Raw genomic sequence first — 18,123 nt, 5'->3', positions numbered from 1 at the left:
GTACAATGGACTAAAAATCTGATAGAGGGCTAGGAGGGCATTTATGGACACGCTCGGCAAAAAAATTCGGACTCTTCGCAGAAAGCAAAAATTAACGCAGCAAGCCCTCGCGGATGGAATTGTCACGGCTAGCATGATCAGTCAGATCGAATCTGATCGAGCAACACCTTCTGCAGCGTTACTGCAACACATCGCGCGTCGGCTGCAGGTTGACTCGTCTTATTTCGAGTCTGATTTATTGGATAAATCGGATGAGTTGCAGAACTATCGAACCGCCCGCAACCTCATAGACCGAGAGCTGTACGAAGAGGCCCTCTCTCTCCTGCAGACCTTATCTTGGCCGTTATCCCCGCAGTTCAAAGCAGAGGTCGTCTACAATGAGATGGCGAACTGCTACCTCAAGCTGGGGAAACTTGACGAAGCCTGTAGGATGTACGAATGTGTCATCCAAGCTGGTTACGAGAAGAACGACGTCGCAACGGCCATTCACGGCTACTATAACGTCGGCATCGTGCTGCGTCGATTGAAGCGGGACCGCGTGGCGAGGATGTATTGGCAACGCGCTGCGGAGTTGCTCCAGCAGAACCCGGACATTCAAATGCCCGTCGCCGTGCGCATCTACTCGAATTTAGGGCGCATCTACCTGGACGAGCGCAACTGGCAGCGCGCTCGTCAAACGTATGAAGAGACGCTTTCCCTCATGAATCGATTCGGCGGAAATTTTGATACGGCAAAAGTCTATCAAGGTCTTTCGTGTGCTTTGATGCAGTTGCGGGAGTTTGACTTGGCACTCGCCTATATCGACACGGCGATTGCCATCAACGTGACTGCTCAAAATGTCAAGGGAGCGGCCAAGTGCCGGATCAACCGAAGTGTGATTCTCAGAGCAGCAGAGCGCCACAAGGAAGCGCTCGAGTACATTCAGTCGCTGCGGTCATCCATATCCGACAAGGACGACTTGCTGATGTTGGCTATCCACCACGAATTGGCGTTGATTTATTGGCATTTGGACGATTTCGAGGGCGTGTTGGCCGAGTCGGATACGGCCTTGCACCGCTCCAATATCGCTCCAGAAATAGAGGCAGAACTTCGTCTATTGCGGGCGAGGATTCATGTGATGAACGGATCCGTGGAGTTTGCACTGCGGGAGATTGAACGAGGTCGCCGGCTCCTCTCGGCAGAACAGCCGACGTCTCTGTGGCTCGCGTTTCAGGACGTGCGCAGGCAGTGTTGGCTCAAATCCGGACGTGAACGCGACGCCATCGCGGAGTGTATGGCACAGGCCGAACAACTGGTCAGCAATGACCACAAACCGACAAATCAAAATATTTCCGCGTAAATGAGAATTTCCGCCTCAATCCTGCGTCGCTCGACACGTTGTCGATAATGGTCGAGCGACGCAGTGTTCCACCCTGATGCATTTAATCGGCAGCCCCAAACGTGATGACTTTTTTCATCGTCTTTCCAAGCCCCTGCATAAAGTTGGCTCGCTTGACGCCGGCCTTGGCCACGAGCGGAACCATCGAAACGACGCGGCCCTGACGGACTACTCTCAGCTCACCCACTTTTTGACCCTTTACAATCGGCGCCTTTACCTTGTCGATGACGACCTCCGACCGATACGCCCCATCTTCGCCGCGCTTCGTCAGCAGGCCGACTGAAGTCGCAGTGACCACGTCGACTTTATCCTTGACACCTTTGACCACCTTCGCCTGGCCCATTACCTGCCCAGCTGGGTACAGCACTTTCGAAGTGTAGTTCGCAAACGCCCAATTTAACATCCCTGTGACTTCCGCGTTGCGCACTTTTGGTTTCGGTTCGCCCATGACGACGGCAATCACGCGAAATCCGCTCTTCTGCGCCGTAGCGGAAAGACAATACTTGGCCTCTTGAGTAAAGCCGGTTTTCAACCCGTCGACACCATCGTAGAACCGAACCAATTTATTTGTGTTCACAAGCCACAGAGGGCGCGCGGAACCCTTGCGCAAATAGTCGCTGTAAATCGACGTGAACTTCGTAATTTCGGGATGTTGCAAGAGGGCTTGCGACATCGTCGCGATATCGTGTGCGCTTGAATAATGATTCGGTGCCGGCAACCCGTTGCTGTTCGAAAAGTGCGTGTCATCCATCCCAAGTTGCTTGGCCCGCTGATTCATCCGCGCCACGAATGCTTCTTCACTTCCATCTAAGTGCTCAGCTATCGCGACACAGGCGTCGTTCGCAGAGGCAACCGCGATGCCCTTGACCATGTCGTGTACGGTCATCGACTCTCCAGGTTCCAGAAAAATTTGCGATCCACCCATGCTCGCCGCGTATTCGCTCGTCTTGACTTGATCGGTCCACTTGAGACGACCTGAGTCAATCGCCTCCACCGTCAGGAGCATCGTCATGATTTTCGTGATGCTGGCCATCGGGAGCTCCTTGTGCGCATCTTTCTCGTATAGGACCTTTCCCGTCGCCGCGTCCATCACGACGGCCGAACGCGCCTCTTTCGCGATATCAGGGACGGAAGCAGGCGCTGGTGCGGGCTTCGCTGTGCTGTTCGCGGGCACCAGTCTCGTGTCGCTGGTAGCAGCGGATGCGGCTCTGACCGACGCGGATGTAGATGGTCCTGTAAGCATGCCTGCCCCGAGCACAATGGCGCTGATGGCTGTAGCCGACACGGTTCGTTTCCACTGATGCATGGCTGACCCTCCTCGGTTGAATCTCCTGATATACAATCCGAGGTTATTGTGCGCTCTACGGTTCTAAAATATAAAGAAGCGGACCGTCCCCAACCAGGGTGTACGGTCCGCCGCATCTGCGATGATGTATGGGGTGCCTTAGGTCAATCCGCCATCACTTGTGGCCAGAAACTCGTGCCTGCCCGTGGATTTTTGATACCAAAACAATCGGCGACAGTGGCTCCTAGATCTGCGAACGTCGGCCGGATGCCTAAATCGAGGGCCTTTGTCATGCCAGGCTTATACATTAGTACTGGAACGTATTCACGTGTGTGATCAGTACCTGGCACGGTCGGGTCACATCCGTGATCTGCGGTAATACACAACACGTCAGTGTCCTTCAATTTAGGAAGCAATTCACCGAGCTGAACATCGAACGTTTCAATGGCCCTGGCGAATCCTACCGGGTCGTTGCGATGGCCATATTTGGAATCAAAGTCGACCAGATTGGCGTAGAGTACCCCCTCTGGTTGCTTGTCCATGTATTCCATCAAGACCTTCATCCCGTCCGCGTTGTCGTGCGTGTGAATGGCCTCGCTGATGCCTGACCCGCCGTAAATGTCTCCGATTTTACCAATTCCCACAACGGGAATTCCAGCGTCTTGTAAGGAATTCAACACCGTGTTGCCAAATGTCAGCGAGTAGTCCCGACGCCTGTCCGTGCGTTCAAAATTTCCAGGTGTCCCCCGAAATGGGCGTGCGATGACGCGGCCTACCGCGTGATCACCCGTTAAAATCGAACGTGCGTATGTACACCAATCGTAGAGGGTATCTACAGGCACCACGTCTTCGTGCGCAGCGATTTGAAACACGCTGTCCGCCGACGTGTACACGATGGGCCTGCCCGTCTCGATATGTTGCTTGCCGAACTCTTCGATGATCACCGTTCCGGAGGCTGGCTTGTTCGCAAGCACCTCTTTACCTACGTAACGCTCAAACGGCTCGATGATTTCTTTCGGAAAACCGTGCGGATAGGTGGGCATCGGCTTGTCCAATACAACTCCCACGAACTCCCAGTGGCCATTCGTCGTATCTTTACCATGGGACTGCTCCTGCATCTTGCCATATGCGCCGTGTGACTGACTGGAGTCGACACCGGGGATTTTAACAATGCGCGACAACCCGAGCTTGCCTAAGTTCGGAGCGCAGAGGCCACCTACCGCCTGTGCGACGTGCAGAAATGTGTTGCTCTGCGCATCCGACTCGCCGTACGACGCTGCATCTTCGGCGGCGCCAATACCGCAACTATCGAGGACAATCCAAATCAAACGCCGTGTATCCCTCATCTTCATTCACTCCGAACGATTCACATTACGACCTAGGGTGTGCCGCCGCATAGATTTCCTTCAGACGGCCTTTGGTCACGTGAGTATAAATTTGTGTAGTGGAAATGTCAGCATGCCCTAACATTTCCTGCACAGCGCGCAAATCTGCACCTCGTTCCAATAAATGGGTCGCAAAAGAATGGCGCAGCGTGTGTGGTGTAATATCCTTTAAAATCCCGGCCTCTTGGGCGTACTTTTTAAGGATTTTCCAAAACCCCTGGCGGGACATCTGCATCCCGTGGTGATTCAAGAAAAGGGCCTCATGCTTCGTCTTGCGAACGAAGTGCGGTCGAGCGCGCTCGAGATAACTGGAGAGCGCATGAACCGCGTATTCTCCGATAGGAATAATTCTCTCCTTGCCGCCCTTGCCCATACATCTCAAAAAGCCACTGCTCAAGTGCACATCCGTAGCCTGAAGCGACACGAGTTCACTGACCCGGATGCCCGTCGCGTACAACAATTCTAGCATCGCATAATCTCGCAAGCCCGATGGGGATTTTTGATCCGGCGCGCGCAACAACGACTCCACTTCCTCCGGCGTTAAAACGCGTGGAAGGCGCTTCTCTATCTTTGGCGTATCCACGTGGACGGTCGGATCCTGCAAGATGAAATCCTCACGAATCAAAAAATGAAAAAACGAGCGAATGCTCGCCAGGTTCCGCGAGATAGTGGAATTGGCCCGCCCTGCCTCATGTAGATAGCCGAGAAAAGCGATGATATGGTGTTGCTGTACATCCTGAACGACGCACGACCCACGCTTGACCAAGTACGACTCAAATGTATGTAAATCTCGTTCGTACGACTCGAGGGTATTGGTGGATAATCCTCTCTCCACCGTCAAGTACTCTACAAAGCGTTGAATCCACTCGTCCATTGCGAAACTCCTTTAACGTATCCGACTACCAAATGTCATGTACGTGTATTCCACGTAGGATACCTAAAGTCCTGCCCTGTTTCGACAGGAAGTGACACTTCGCGAAATTGCTGTACCGCTCCAAACCATGCCCTCTATCAGTCACCGTACCGGATATCGGAAAAGAGGCCGAACAGCCACGTCTGGAAAGGATGTTCGCCAGGCGCTTGTCCTTGCGTCAGGACGGATACGTATGGCGGGGAGGGCGTGTGGTCGAGGGGGCGGGATCGGAAAAAGTTCTCAGCCTGAAGCAGGAAAAAGACGATTAAGGCGATGGACACGGTGATACACAAAGTCCGGAGAAACGATAACAATTGCGCCACGCGAATCACCTCATCATAAACTTATTCCTCCGGGTGCGTCATGAGGCGCAACACCGCCTCTTGGTCATCAGGTTGGACGAGCACGTCTTGTTGGACGATGTTTCTCGAGACGTATGCACACGTCTGACAACGGTGAACGATCTGATAACCTTTCTTGCTGTGATATTCAATGCGAATCGGTTTCATCAACCCTCCACAATCCGCCGCGCGGTCACCCGGGTGAATGTCGAGATGCACAGAGTAGAGACAGCTCGGGCAGTGGTTGCGACAGCTGCGCTCACTCGGCTCGACCGCGAATCCGCAATTCGCACAAATAAAAGCTTCGTTTCGATGTGTAAATTGTCTCAATCCACAACGCTCCTTAGAAGATCACACTCGTCAACAAGTGCGGCACCACGAATGCTTGAATCACCGACCCCAGCATCAGTCCGCCGCCACACAGGACGAACGTTCCGGTATATTGCGTAAGCCGCAAGGTGAGTTTGGGTACTGGCAGAGAGTGCAGTAGAACCTGCTGCGAGAACCGAATAGCCGTCACGGCCGCGACAAACAACGTCAAAAAGGTCACTAGCTGATGCAAAAAAATTCCGGTACCGGATAACAAGAATCCCTTCCATCCGAATTGCAACGTCGTATAACCGACGGCAAACCCTACCGTGAAGGCACGAAGAAAAATCGTCGCAATGACAAACGGGATGCCGATGACCGAGACCCCAAACAACCAAATGAGCGCCAGCAACTGGACGTCGGCGATCAACCGCTGCGAGAACAGCTGGCTGCCAGAGGCCAATTGGTCCTGCTTGATGGCGATAAACAGGTGTTGGACGGCATCGCCGAGCACAAGGCGATCCGTCTGGCCCAACTGTCCGGCCACAATTGCGCCGAACACCAATCCACACAAGGTCACCCCCGAAAGAAAGGTCCACAGGTGCAAGTGCTTCAAGGCTTTGCGGCGGACGAACTGGGTCAACGGGTACAGGCGGACGGACGGAAAGGTCTGTGGCGTGATAACGGCTGCGATGCGTGGCTTCAATGGATGTCCCTCCTGAACGAAGTCTCTCAATCTCAATCTATGAGCGACTTCGTGCAGATAGACTAGAAAATGATCTTTCCGTACGTCCCCGCGCCGCCAGCCTCCCACGTGAATTCGCCGCGCAGCGCCCGCGCGATCACGCACCCGACGCGATCGCCAACCACGTCCACCAAAGTAGATTCGTCCGCCGTGCGCGCAATGGCCAGTTCCGTACCGTACGCCTCGAGAAGCTTTCGATACGCACTGGGACCGACGCCCGGAATGTCGCGTAAGGGGACGTGATGAATGTACGGAGGGCGATGGGAAGGGTGGGAGGGTTCGACGAGATCGGAAATGTCGTCGAGTCTATCCTTCACCCCGTAGACGTGATGCTTGTCCGTCGCACAACGACAGGCCTCGTTCTCTGCCACGAGTTCGTCACAGACGCGACAGCGCGTCCGATAGTACTTTCCCTGCTGTGGATGCAACCCGAAATTCGCCTCGATTCCCCGACCCGCTTTGCGATGAAGTGCACTTGCCACCTCCGTGAAGTTCAAGTCCTGCATCCGGACGCGATTGTACTCACGAGCGATATTATTCACGCCGTGCGCGTCGGAGTTCGTCACGAACGTCAATTCGGACAGTTCACTCAACCTGTCCGCCATCGCGGAATCGGACGACAGCCCTAACTCCAGGGCGTCGACCTCGTGGATATCGAGAAAGTCGCCGACCCGCCGGACACAGTTTCCGAGCATGCCCTTAAACGGTGTAAACGCGTGGTGAACGATGAAGAGCCCGTCCCGCTCGTGCGTCTGTGCCGCCAGCGCAGTGGCGTCCGTATAGGCGCGCTGGGAGGATAACTGTGTGTTCTTCTGCACCGTTTTCAGCCATTGGTTGAAGTCCTTTGCCCGCTCGACATCCGGAAACCAGCAGCCGAAGTGCGCGGCGCCTCCCAGTGGCCCGGATAACTCCACCTCTGCCCCGAGCAAAACGAGAAGTCTATCTTCAAACAAGAGACCGCCGCCGGCGACAGGGGTGAGCAGTCCATCGCTCACGAGCCGCTCCACTTCCACAAGCACGTTGTCACACACCCCGTCGATCACGGTGACGACGTCGAGCCCCTTGACATATGCCGCGTGGTGAAGCAGGTTGTCGAGCGTTAAACTCGCCCCAGCGGCAATCTTCACTGGCTTGCCGAGGGCGCGGCCGACATGGATATGAAAATCTGCATCAAAGGCGTTCAACGGTCCGTTTGACACCACCAGAGAAGCGCCACGAGCGTCTTCGCGTCGTTTATCTCGCCGCGCTGCATCATTTGCGTCACGTCGGCTCTCGTGAACCGCTCCATCTCCACAAACTCGTCTTCATCCAGGTGCACGTCACCTGCCACGAGATCCGTTGCATAGTAGACGTGCAACACTTCGTTCGCAAACCCAGGACTCGTGTAAAAGCGGTAGATTTTCTCGACGTGCGAAGCCTTGTACCCGGTCTCCTCAGACAATTCGCGGATGGCGGCTGCGTCGGGATCCTCACCGGGTTCCAACTTGCCTGCGGGGATCTCCCAAAGCGACGTTTCACACGCTTTTCGATACTGTCTGACGAGAATCACAGTCCCTGGTTGCGGTTCGGCGAGTACGGCGACCGCCCCCGGATGAACCACGACCTCCCGCGTACTCTGTTTCCCATTTGGCAACTCAACCGTCACTTTTTTCAATTGAATCATACGTCCAGCGTACAATTCTTCCTCGTGCAGCGTACGTTCCTCTTGCGTCACGAACCTCACTCCCAATCATCCCGAAGAATTGGCGTCATTCATACCCTGTTTGTATTTCCGAGTAAAAAAGTACCCAATCGAAAGCAACGCGCTCATCGCCACACAAGCGTAGAAGCCGAGGCGCTGCTCGCGCTCCGTCAGAGCGTAGATGGCCAAAAATAACACCGCGGCCATCGTCAGGAACGTCGACACAGGCTGGCCAAACGCGAGCCTTGAAACCTGTTTAGCCCGATTCTTGCGGCGCCACGAAAGAAACGTGGCCAACATCATGAAGTAATTAAAGAAGGTCAAGAAGCTCGAAGCACTCACCAAGAAATTATACACATTTGACGGAAGGACGTACGAGAGGGTGAGAAAGATGGCAATTCCGATGGTCGTGAACAAGAGTGCGCCATATTGGACGTGGCGATGCCTACTCGTTCGAATCGACAACCTGGGCGCCTCGCCTGTGTGCCCAAGACTCGCGAGAATTTGATTCGCGGAGAAGACGGCACCGGCCATCACGCTGAATGCCGCAACGAGGATCACCGCATTCAGGATATCCGCCAGCGCCCGCATGTGGACGAACTGCAGCGCCTGAACGAAGGGACTGATGTTCGTGCTCACCCTCGACCACGGCAGAATCATGAGCAGCGTCCCAATCGACAACACGTACAACGCGGTCAACGTGACAATCGTGAGGACGGCCCCTTTGTCCAGCTGTTTTGGATGTTTTAACTCGACAGCCGCGGTCGCAAACACGCCGATTCCCGCGAACGAAAAAATGACGATGAGCATCGATTGAAAGATGCCTGTGACGCCGTGTGGAAAAAAGCCGGTTCCTGCGGTCATCGAAATCGGGTTCGTCAGCGTGTGGGGCCGCACCCCGAACAGCATCAAGGCCACAAAGACCACAAAGCCGACCAGGGCTGCGATTTTGATCACGCTCATCACGGACTCAATACGCCCGAAATTCGCAACACCAAACGCATTGATCAGCAAAATCAGCGCCGCAAAGCCGGACGACAAGACCCACAATGGCACGTGTGGCAACCACACTCGGACGAAAATGGCTGAAGCCACTGCTTCACTCGAAATCGTGAGAATACTCGTCAAGTAGTACGTCCACCCCTGCATGTAGCCGAGATACCTCCCGAGATACATGTCGGCGTAGACTTTGAACGCCCCTTCGACCGGGTGGTCCAATGCGACGGAACTCAACGATCCAATCACCTGGGCAGTAATCAGGCCGCCAAGGACGAAGGAGATGAGGACGCCCGGTCCGGCCGTCGAGATCGGCAATCCGCAGCCGAGGAAAAACCCTGCTCCGATGATTCCACCGACACCGACTAGGATCAATTCCGGTAAGCTCATGCTCCCCTTGGCCTGAACCGGCGTCCCCATCGCCTTCTGACGCGGGGTCGTACGAACGGACGTGGTCTGGCTCAACAACAATACCCCCCAGAAAATATTCAAGGGGTATTATTGGGTACATCAAATCCATGTATACCAACTATCCGGTAAAGTACACCAGGTATCCGTATATGTACCGTGCATGCCCGACTCCGGGCCAGATGTCGGCAGTTGGTCAGCGCTGCACCCGCCGGTCGGTCGTCACTCGTTTGGCCCGTCCGCCGAACGCCCGCGGGATTACTCGCCCAAGGGCAACGTGCAGAACTGCACCGCTATCTTCGCTGCATCGACGATATTTTGAATGGCGATGTGTTCGTTTGTCGAGTGGATATCTTCATATCCCACACCGATATTCAAAATTGGAACGCCGAGCGTTTGAATGACATTTGCGTCACTACCGCCTCCGACTTTCACCGGATTTGGCGTGAATCCCGCACGTGTGAGGGAAGCCTCAATGCGCTTGCGCAACGGATGGTCGGCCGGGAAGTCGAATCCCTCGTACATCACCTGATGGCGAAAATCCACTTCTGCCCCTGCTGCCTTCGCCGCATCCTGAAACGCCGATTCAATCTGCCGTACGACATCGGCCATCTTTTGTGGATTGCGACTGCGCGCCTCACCGACAATCGTCACCCTGTCGGCGACCACGTTCGTCGGTCCCTCGCCGACAAAACTGCCGATATTCGCGGTTGTTTCGTCGTCAATGCGGCCGTGTGGCATGTTCGACACGGCACCCGCCGCCACCTTGATGGCGCTGATACCCTTCTCCGGTGCGACGCCAGCGTGGGCCCGCACACCGGTCACGGTCGCCTCGAACTTCGTCTGACCAGGACCCGCGATGGCAATCGTTCCGATATCGCCACTGGAATCTAACGATAGGCCAAAATCGGCGTCGAGCTGTTCCGCTTTTAGCTGTTTGGCCCCTTGCAGTCCAATTTCTTCGCCAATCGTGAACACGACCTGAATCTGGCCGTGCTCTAACCCAGCGTCTTTGATCTCCTTGAGCGCCGTCAAAATCGCAGTGATGCCCGCTTTGTCATCGGCCCCGAGAATCGTGGTTCCATCGCTCCAGACAACGCCATCGTCGTCGACATGAGGGCGAATGCCTTCACCTGGTCGAACCGTATCCATATGGGCCGCCAACAGTACTTTCGGCAGCTCTTTCGATCCGGGCAAAATGCCGATGAGGTTCCCGGTCTCCCCGCCGAGTTGGGCTCCCGCCCCGTCTACTTCCACCTGTAGGCCAAGGCGCTCGAGTTCCTCGCGGCACCGTTTCGCCATTGTACCTTCGTGCAGCGAGTGACTATCGATTTGCACGAGCGACAAGAATAGTTGTTCTACTGTCTCTCTCTCCAAAGCGTCCAGCTCCTATCGTCAGTTGTGGAAAGCGACCGCGACCGCTTCCCGTCAAAGTGGAATGTTCCCGTGTTTGCGGCTAGGGCGCTCTTCCTGTTTTTCGCGCAGCATGGCAAAAGCCTCACAAAGCTTGACACGGGTATCGCGTGGGTCGATGACATCATCCACCATTCCGGCGCCGGCTGCAACATATGGATTCGCAACCTCTTCCCGATACTTGTCTATTTTCTCGCGTAGCGCATCAGCTGGATTCGCGCTCGCCGCAATCTCGCGGTGATAGATGATGCTCGCAGCACCCTCTGGCCCCATCACGGCAATTTCGGCACTCGGCCAAGCAAACACGATATCCGCGCCGATGGCCTTGCTGTTCATCGCGACATAGGCACCGCCGTATGCCTTGCGAACGATGACCGTGATTTTGGGCACCGTGGCTTCGGCGTATGCGTACAGTATTTTCGCTCCATGGCGAATAATACCGCCGTGCTCCTGCTTGACGCCCGGAATAAACCCAGTGACGTCCTCCAAGGTCAGGAGCGGAATGTGAAACGAATCACAAAATCGTATGAAGCGCGCAATTTTGTCGGACGAGTCGATATCCAAGCCGCCAGCCATGAATTTAGGCTGGTTTGCGACGATGCCGATGACGTGCCCCTGCATGCGGCCAAACCCGACCACCGCGTTGCGCGCGAACAGCGGTTGTACTTCGAAAAAGCTGTCGGAGTCGACCAACAGATGAATGACGTCTTTGACGTCGTACACTTTCGTGCCATCTTGTGGGACCACCTCTCGCAGGCGGTCATCCGCGATGAGCGGCTCGGCAAAGGGCGACACAGGAGGCGTGCTGCGATTGGAAGAGGGAATGTACTGCAACAACCGGCGAACCTGTTGGAGCGCATCAGCCTCCGAAGTCGCGGTGAAGTGTGCGACGCCACTCTTCGCCTGCTGCACGCGCGCGCCACCCAAGGCCTCCGTCTCGATGACCTCCCCTGTCACCGTCTGAATGACCTTTGGCCCCGTGATGAACATTTGACTCGTCCCTTCGACCATCACGACAAAGTCCGTCAGGGCGGGAGAGTACACGGCGCCGCCTGCGCATGGCCCCATGATGACGGAGATTTGCGGAATGACGCCCGAGTATATCGCGTTGCGGTAGAACACGTGGCCGTATCCATCGAGTGACACCACGCCTTCCTGAATGCGCGCCCCACCCGAATCGCACAGGCCAATGACCGGAGCGCCTGTCTTCGCGGCGTGATCCATCACGTTCGCGATCTTGTCGGCGTGCACTTCCCCTAGTGCGCCGCCAAACACGGTGAAATCTTGCGCGAAGACGAACACCGTGCGCCCTTCGATGGTACCATAACCCGTGACCACGCCTTCGCCGGGCGCATCGACCTCATCGAGTCCGGGATATTTGCTGCGCGTGGCGGAAAACGTCCCAAGTTCGCGAAAACTTCCGGCGTCGAGCAACCAGTCGATGCGTTCGCGAGCGGTCCCCTTGCCCTTCTCGTGCTGAGCGAGGATGCGCTGGTCGCCCCCGCCGAGTTCTACCTTCCGCCGTCTATCCTGCAGGCCGTACACCGGATCTTCATGCATGAGCCTCATCCTCCATCACCGTTTGGCAGTATTCGGTCAACACCCCACCCGTCGACTTCGGGTGAAGAAACGCGATTTTCTTGCCCCCTGCCCCGAGTCTCGGCTGTTGGTCGATAAGCGCCAGCCCTCGTTCGGCTGCGGCCGCGAGGGAACGTTCGATGTCCTTGACGGAAAAGGCGATGTGGTGCAACCCAGGTCCCCGCTTCGCCAGGAACTTCGCGACCGCGGCACGCTCGTCCGTCGGACACAGAAGCTCTAGGTGCGTGGAACCCGCAGTCAAGAACGCAACGCGAACGGACTGGTCCGCGACCGTTTCGATGCGTTCGAGTTTCAACCCAAACGCCTGCTCATAAAACGCGACAGAGGCCTCGAGGTCGTTCACGGCAATGCCGATGTGATCGAGCTGTTCAACTGGCGTCGACGGCGCAATCACCGGTTCGCGCCCGCGCACGTGCGCGCGAATGAACTCGGCCATCTCACGCATGGTCGATCCCGGCGTGAAAATTTCCGCGACCCCCACTTGCTTCAACGCCCGCGCGTCAGCCGCGGGAATGACACCGCCCCCGACCACCAAAATATCGTCTGCACCCGCGTCGCGAAGACCTTTGACGACCTCCGGGAACAAGGACATGTGCGCCCCGGACAGACTGGACAAACCCACGCACGCGACGTCTTCCTCGATGGCCGTAGCCACAATCTGTGCAGGGGTCTGGCGCAACCCTGTATAAATGACTTCCATCCCTTCGTCGCGAAGTCCCTTGGCGACGACCAACGCACCGCGGTCATGTCCGTCGAGACCCGGCTTTGCAATCAACACACGAATCGGTTGTGGCATCTGAATTCCCCCTTGACGCGTCTGCGCCGCCCGTTTTAAAACACCTGTGGTCGGTACTCGCCAAACACGTCGCGCATGGCGTCGCAAATTTCCCCAGTCGTCGCACGGGCGCGGACCGCCTGCACGATCAGTGGCATCAAATTGTGTTCTCCCTGCGCGGCATCGCGCAGTTGCACGAGCGCCGCGTCGCAGTCCGCCTGGGAGCGATTCGCCCGCCACTTCGCGAGGCGCTGTGCCTGTTCTTGTGCAAGCGCCGGATCTACGCGCAGCAACTCCGGCTCCAATTCGCCTTCCGAACGAAACCGATTCACTCCGACGACCACTTGTTCCCCGCGTTCAATCGCCTGCTGTGTCAGGTAAGCCGCCTGGTGGATCTCCCGCTGCATGTAGCCTTGCTCAATCGCTTCCACCGCGCCGCCCATCTCGTCGATTTTGGCGATGTACTGCCAAGCCCGCCGCTCGATTTCGTCCGTGAGCGATTCCACGTAGTAGCTGCCACCGAGTGGATCAACTGTATTCGCCACGCCACTCTCGTGGGCGATGATCTGTTGGGTCCGAAGCGCAATCCGCGCCGACTCTTCCGTCGGCAGTGCCAACGCTTCATCGCGGCTATTCGTGTGCAGGCTCTGCGTGCCGCCAAGCACCGCCGCGAGGGCCTGAAGTGTCACGCGGACCACGTTGTTGTCCGGCTGCTGCGCGGTGAGCGTGCTTCCACCAGTCTGCGTGTGAAACCGCAGTTGGAGTGATTTTTCGTCCTTCGCCCCAAACCGCTCCTTCATGATCTGTGCCCACATCCGACGAGCCGCTCGAAACTTTGCGACTTCCTCAAAAAAGTCGTTGTGCGCATTAAAGAAGAAGGACAGCCGCGGCGCGAAATCATCGACGTTGAGCCCTCGGCGCACGGCGCTGCTCACATAGGCGATGGCATTGGCGAGGGTGAAGGCGATTTCCTGCACGGCAGTCGATCCCGCCTCACGAATGTGATAGCCGCTGATGGAAATGGTATTCCACTTGGGAACCGCTTCCTTACAGAAGGAAAAGATGTCTGTGATAATGCGCATCGATGGCTTGGGCGGATAGATATACGTTCCTCTGGCGACGTACTCCTTTAGAATGTCGTTTTGAATCGTTCCGCGAACCTGGTCCCACGGCACGCCCTGCTCCTCGGCCACGACGAGGTACATCGCCAACAAGACCGAGGCAGGTGCGTTGATGGTCATCGACGTGCTGACTTCGTCGAGGCGAATCTGGTCGAACAGCGTTCGCATGTCCTCGAGCGACGAGATGGAGACGCCGACCTTGCCGACCTCGCCTTGTGCAAACGCGTGGTCCGCGTCGTACCCGATTTGCGTCGGCAGGTCAAAGGCGACGCTGAGACCCGTTTGACCCTGTTCCAACAAATAGCGAAACCGCTCGTTCGTCGCCTGCGCCGTCCCGAATCCGGCGTACTGGCGCATCGTCCACAGGCGCCCGCGGTACATCGTCGGCTGAATGCCGCGCGTATAAGGGAATTGACCAGGGTAACCGAGCCTATCGTGATATTCGGCAGTTTCGTTGCCGTTCGGCGTGTACAGACGCTCGATTTCGATTTCTGAAGCGTTTACAAAGGTGTCCTTGCGTTCCGGACTCCGCGATGCGGCGCGTGCGACGAGCGATTCCCAAGCTGCGCGTTTGTCCTGGTCCATGCTCTGTCCCCCTACGATAGAGAGGCACACCAGAATGGAGATGGTGTGCCGTTTTGATGGTTTGCCATGGAACTATACTTCGAATTGAAAGACTTCGTAGAACGATTGCCGCAGTTTCGTCTCCCAGGCGCCAAAGTCCGCGGCGTGACCCGTTTCCCGCTCGATAGACGTGACGCCCTTATCGGCGATACCACAAGGTACAATCGTCTGGAAGTGAGCTAGATTCGTGTTAACATTCAGTGCGATGCCATGGTACGTCACAAACTCACCGCTCGGCCGTTTCTTGACTCTGGCGCCCACCGCGCAGATCTTGGCGTCCCCCACCCACACACCAGGGTACTCCTCGTGCCTTTGTGCCACGATGCCGACCTCGGCCAGCGCTTGAATGACAGACTCCTCAAGGTTGCGAACGTACTGTTTGACGTCATTGTCCCAGGGAGCCAAGTGTAGGACGGGGTAGACCACCAACTGCCCTGGGCCGTGGTAGGTGACGTCGCCGCCGCGATCGACATGGCGAACCGCAAATCCCTGCGCTTCCAAAAAGCTCTGATCCGCGACGATGTTGTCGGTCGTACCATTTCGTCCAATCGTAATGGTCGGAGGGTGCTCCACCGTGTAAATCGCCTGTCGCTCGTCGGCACCCGTGAGAAGCGCCTCGGCGCGCTTCATCTGTATATCGAGGGCTTCGTCGTAATGGCGGTGTCCGAGCGATATCCATTCAACCGTTGTTGGCATCCGAATCTCCCCCTCCCGTCACGCTTGTGACGCAGTCTTCGACACCGAGCCGTCGAGGAAAGACCTGCGTTCGTCGTCTCGAAGCGATTGGAGCGGCTTGCCGTCCGCGCGCTGCACCTGTTCGTGCGCATGGTAGGAACTGCGCACCATCGGGCCCGACTCGACGTGGGCGAACCCGCGTTGGAGGCCCTCTCCCCGCATGCGGAGAAACTCCGTCGGCGTGTAGAATTTTTCAACCAACAAGTGCTTCTCCGTGGGCTGGAGGTACTGCCCGATGGTCACGATGTCGACGGCGACGGCGCGCAAGTCGTCCATGGTTTCGAATACCTCTTCCATCGATTCGCCAAGTCCCACCATGATACTCGATTTGGTGCGGATGTCGGGCCGCATCTCCTTGGCCTGGCGCAAGAGCTCGAGGGTTCGTTCGTATTTGGCGCGCGACCGAACTCTGTCCGACAGTCGGCGGACCGTTTCCACATTGTGATTGAGAATGTCCGGCGACGCGTCCATGACGACTTTGAGCGCGTCCCAGTTGCCTCCAAAATCGGGGATGAGGACCTCGACGCCACAGTCGGGCACGCGCTTGCGGATCTCGCGAATGGTCGCGGCGAATACGGATGCGCCACCATCGGCGAGATCATCGCGCGCGACGCTCGTCACGACGACGTGCTGCAAGTTCATCGCGACGACCGCATCCGCAACCCGTTTTGGCTCGCGAAGGTCGAGCTCCGTCGGGCGCCCCGTATTGACTGCACAAAACCGGCACGCGCGCGTACAGATATCGCCGAGGATCATAAAGGTAGCCGTGCGCTGCTCCCAACATTCATAAATGTTTGGGCATTGCGCCTCTTCACAGACAGTATGTAGGGACTGGGTCCGCATGATCTCTTTTAAGGATTTATAATTATCACCCGTCTTGGCCTTGATTTTCAGCCAGTCAGGGCGAGACATTTTCTGTTCTTGCATGATCCGCGCTTTTTCTTCTTGTTTTGCCTGCAAATTGGTCTGCGACATTCCCGCATCATCCTAAGCCGTATAGATTGGGCGCGCCCTGCGAGGGGTTGGGACCCTACTGGTATTGTACAAGAGACTGTGCGCGAGAACAAAGCCAGGTGGCTCCATCCGCTTTGCCGGGCGCTTACGCTGTGCCGACAAAGAAAGGAGCCACCTGACGCACGTACCTTATCGGCGCAACGACTTCTCGTCGCGCAAGAAATTGCTGCGAACATTGCGCATTTGTGCAATGCGCTGTTCCGCCAGTCGATCCGCCGCCAAGTAGCTCGGGATGTTCTGCGTCCGCGACAGGTCGAAGATGTTGCCGATGATGTTGTAGATGTTGTCCACCTTGGAACGCGCGCGCTCCGCATTGTAGCCCTCGAGCTCGTCCGCGACGTTCATGAGGCCGCCTGCGTTGATGACGTAGTCCGGAGCATAGGCGATGCCTCGCTCGTGGAGGATGTCCCCGTGCTTGTCGTCAGCCAACTGGTTGTTCGCAGACCCTGCGACCGCAAGGCAGCGCACTCGGTTGACCGTCTCATCGTTGATCACGGCACCCAGCGCACACGGTGAGAAAATGTCACATTCCACTTCGAAGATGTCCTTCACGCTGACCGCCTTCGCACCGAGTTCTTCGACAGCTAGGCGAACGGAATCGTCGTTGATGTCGGCCACGATGAGCTCGCCACCAACTTCCTTGACGTGTCTGGCAAGTTGCATACCGACACTGCCGAGACCTTGAATGGCGACGCGCTTGCCCGCCAGGTCATCCGTGCCAAATGCCGCCTTAGCCGTGGCCTGCATCCCGCGAAACACGCCAAACGCAGTGACTGGCGAGGGGTTGCCACTAGAGCCGTAAGCCTGTGAAATCCCTGTAACATAATCTGTTTCTGTATGAATGAGGTCCATGTCATGCACGTTTGTACCGACGTCTTCAGCTGTGATGTATCGTCCGCTCAGGCCTTGAATATACCGACCCAACGACCGGAACAGCGCCTCGGATTTATCTGTTTTCGGATTGCCCATGATCACGGTTTTGCCGCCGCCCAAATTCAGTCCTGACACGGCCGCCTTGTACGTCATTCCGCGTGCCAAACGGAGTGCGTCAAGGATTGCGTCATCCTCGCGGACGTAGGTCCACATCCGGCATCCGCCCAAAGCGGGTCCAAGTGTGGTATCGTGGATTGCGATAATCGCTTTCAATCCAGATGCCTCGTCGCTGCAAAAGACCAACTGCTCGTAGTCGTATTTGCCGAGATACGAAAAAATCTCCATCCCATTTCCCCCTAGAGCGAACGATTGTACGTGCCATAGACATCATACTTGATTTGTCTACGGCTGAAAAATGCAAGTGCGTGCAGACTATCAAATGGCTACCATGAGTGAATTGACGGACTATTCCAGGAAGCGCTTACATTCAATGATGGCGCCAGAAACGCCGTACTTCGGTTTTCATAA

Annotated in this window: 17 protein-coding genes; 1 reads left to right on the top strand and 16 read right to left on the bottom strand. The window is 56.5% G+C overall.

What is annotated here, in order from left to right; translation table 11 throughout:
- Positions 1-43 precede the first annotated feature (43 nt).
- A complete protein-coding gene (locus tag NZD89_RS13720) occupies positions 44-1,339 on the top strand; it encodes a helix-turn-helix transcriptional regulator (protein WP_268008245.1) in 1,296 nt (431 codons plus the stop codon).
- 82 nt (positions 1,340-1,421) lie between these two features.
- Here the strand turns inward: NZD89_RS13720 and NZD89_RS13715 are convergent, their stop codons facing one another.
- The 16 genes from NZD89_RS13715 to NZD89_RS13640 form a co-directional block, all read right to left on the bottom strand.
- Complete coding sequence (locus NZD89_RS13715) at positions 1,422-2,684, bottom strand: D-alanyl-D-alanine carboxypeptidase family protein (RefSeq protein WP_268008244.1); 1,263 nt, start codon at positions 2,682-2,684, stop codon at positions 1,422-1,424.
- A gap of 143 nt (positions 2,685-2,827) precedes the next feature.
- The gene (locus NZD89_RS13710) at positions 2,828-4,009 is read right to left on the bottom strand and encodes a phosphopentomutase (protein WP_268008243.1); all 1,182 of its coding nucleotides are present in this window, start codon (positions 4,007-4,009) and stop codon (positions 2,828-2,830) included.
- A gap of 25 nt (positions 4,010-4,034) precedes the next feature.
- The gene (xerD, locus tag NZD89_RS13705) at positions 4,035-4,922 is read right to left on the bottom strand and encodes a site-specific tyrosine recombinase XerD (RefSeq protein WP_268008242.1); all 888 of its coding nucleotides are present in this window, start codon (positions 4,920-4,922) and stop codon (positions 4,035-4,037) included.
- A gap of 137 nt (positions 4,923-5,059) precedes the next feature.
- Positions 5,060-5,284: a hypothetical protein gene (locus NZD89_RS13700; protein WP_268008241.1), complete on the bottom strand. Its 225-nt coding sequence runs from the start codon at positions 5,282-5,284 to the stop codon at positions 5,060-5,062.
- A gap of 21 nt (positions 5,285-5,305) precedes the next feature.
- Entirely contained in the window at positions 5,306-5,632 is a 327-nt protein-coding gene (locus tag NZD89_RS13695; protein ID WP_268008240.1) for an RNHCP domain-containing protein, read from the bottom strand.
- 13 nt (positions 5,633-5,645) lie between these two features.
- Complete coding sequence (gene spoIIM, locus NZD89_RS13690) at positions 5,646-6,317, bottom strand: stage II sporulation protein M (RefSeq protein ID WP_268008239.1); 672 nt, start codon at positions 6,315-6,317, stop codon at positions 5,646-5,648.
- A 62-nt stretch (positions 6,318-6,379) separates the two neighbouring features.
- Positions 6,380-7,540: an endonuclease Q family protein gene (locus NZD89_RS13685; protein WP_268008238.1), complete on the bottom strand. Its 1,161-nt coding sequence runs from the start codon at positions 7,538-7,540 to the stop codon at positions 6,380-6,382.
- A complete protein-coding gene (locus NZD89_RS13680; RefSeq protein WP_268008489.1) occupies positions 7,537-8,019 on the bottom strand; it encodes an NUDIX hydrolase in 483 nt (160 codons plus the stop codon). The genes NZD89_RS13685 and NZD89_RS13680 overlap by 4 nt, the downstream gene beginning before the upstream one ends.
- A 66-nt stretch (positions 8,020-8,085) precedes the next feature.
- Positions 8,086-9,498, bottom strand: coding sequence for an amino acid permease (locus NZD89_RS13675; RefSeq protein ID WP_268008237.1), 1,413 nt, complete (start codon positions 9,496-9,498; stop codon positions 8,086-8,088).
- A gap of 201 nt (positions 9,499-9,699) precedes the next feature.
- Positions 9,700-10,818, bottom strand: coding sequence for a M20/M25/M40 family metallo-hydrolase (locus tag NZD89_RS13670; protein WP_268008236.1), 1,119 nt, complete (start codon positions 10,816-10,818; stop codon positions 9,700-9,702).
- 51 nt (positions 10,819-10,869) lie between these two features.
- Positions 10,870-12,414: an acyl-CoA carboxylase subunit beta gene (locus tag NZD89_RS13665; protein WP_431308609.1), complete on the bottom strand. Its 1,545-nt coding sequence runs from the start codon at positions 12,412-12,414 to the stop codon at positions 10,870-10,872.
- On the bottom strand, positions 12,407-13,249 hold the full coding sequence (gene mce / locus NZD89_RS13660; RefSeq protein WP_268008234.1) for a methylmalonyl-CoA epimerase: 843 nt from the start codon (positions 13,247-13,249) through the stop codon (positions 12,407-12,409). The genes NZD89_RS13665 and mce overlap by 8 nt, the downstream gene beginning before the upstream one ends.
- A gap of 35 nt (positions 13,250-13,284) precedes the next feature.
- Positions 13,285-14,934 carry an acyl-CoA mutase large subunit family protein gene (locus tag NZD89_RS13655; protein WP_268008233.1) on the bottom strand — a complete coding sequence of 550 codons (1,650 nt, stop codon included), beginning with the start codon at positions 14,932-14,934 and terminating at the stop codon, positions 13,285-13,287.
- Positions 14,935-15,006: 72 nt separating this feature from the next.
- Complete coding sequence (lipB, locus tag NZD89_RS13650; RefSeq protein ID WP_268008232.1) at positions 15,007-15,669, bottom strand: lipoyl(octanoyl) transferase LipB; 663 nt, start codon at positions 15,667-15,669, stop codon at positions 15,007-15,009.
- Between the two features lie 18 nt (positions 15,670-15,687).
- Positions 15,688-16,683, bottom strand: a complete 996-nt coding sequence (gene lipA, locus NZD89_RS13645) for a lipoyl synthase (protein WP_268008231.1) — start codon at positions 16,681-16,683, stop codon at positions 15,688-15,690.
- A gap of 168 nt (positions 16,684-16,851) precedes the next feature.
- Positions 16,852-17,940 (bottom strand): Leu/Phe/Val dehydrogenase, encoded by a 1,089-nt coding sequence (locus NZD89_RS13640; RefSeq protein WP_268008230.1) that lies wholly within the window; start codon positions 17,938-17,940, stop codon positions 16,852-16,854.
- Between the last annotated feature and the right edge of the window lie 183 nt (positions 17,941-18,123).

It is taken from the genome of Alicyclobacillus fastidiosus, from assembly GCF_026651875.1.
Classification (GTDB): Bacteria; Bacillota; Bacilli; order Alicyclobacillales; family Alicyclobacillaceae; genus Alicyclobacillus; species Alicyclobacillus fastidiosus.
Note: the sequence above shows the minus strand (reverse complement) of the source record. Positions and strands in the feature narration are given on the sequence as shown.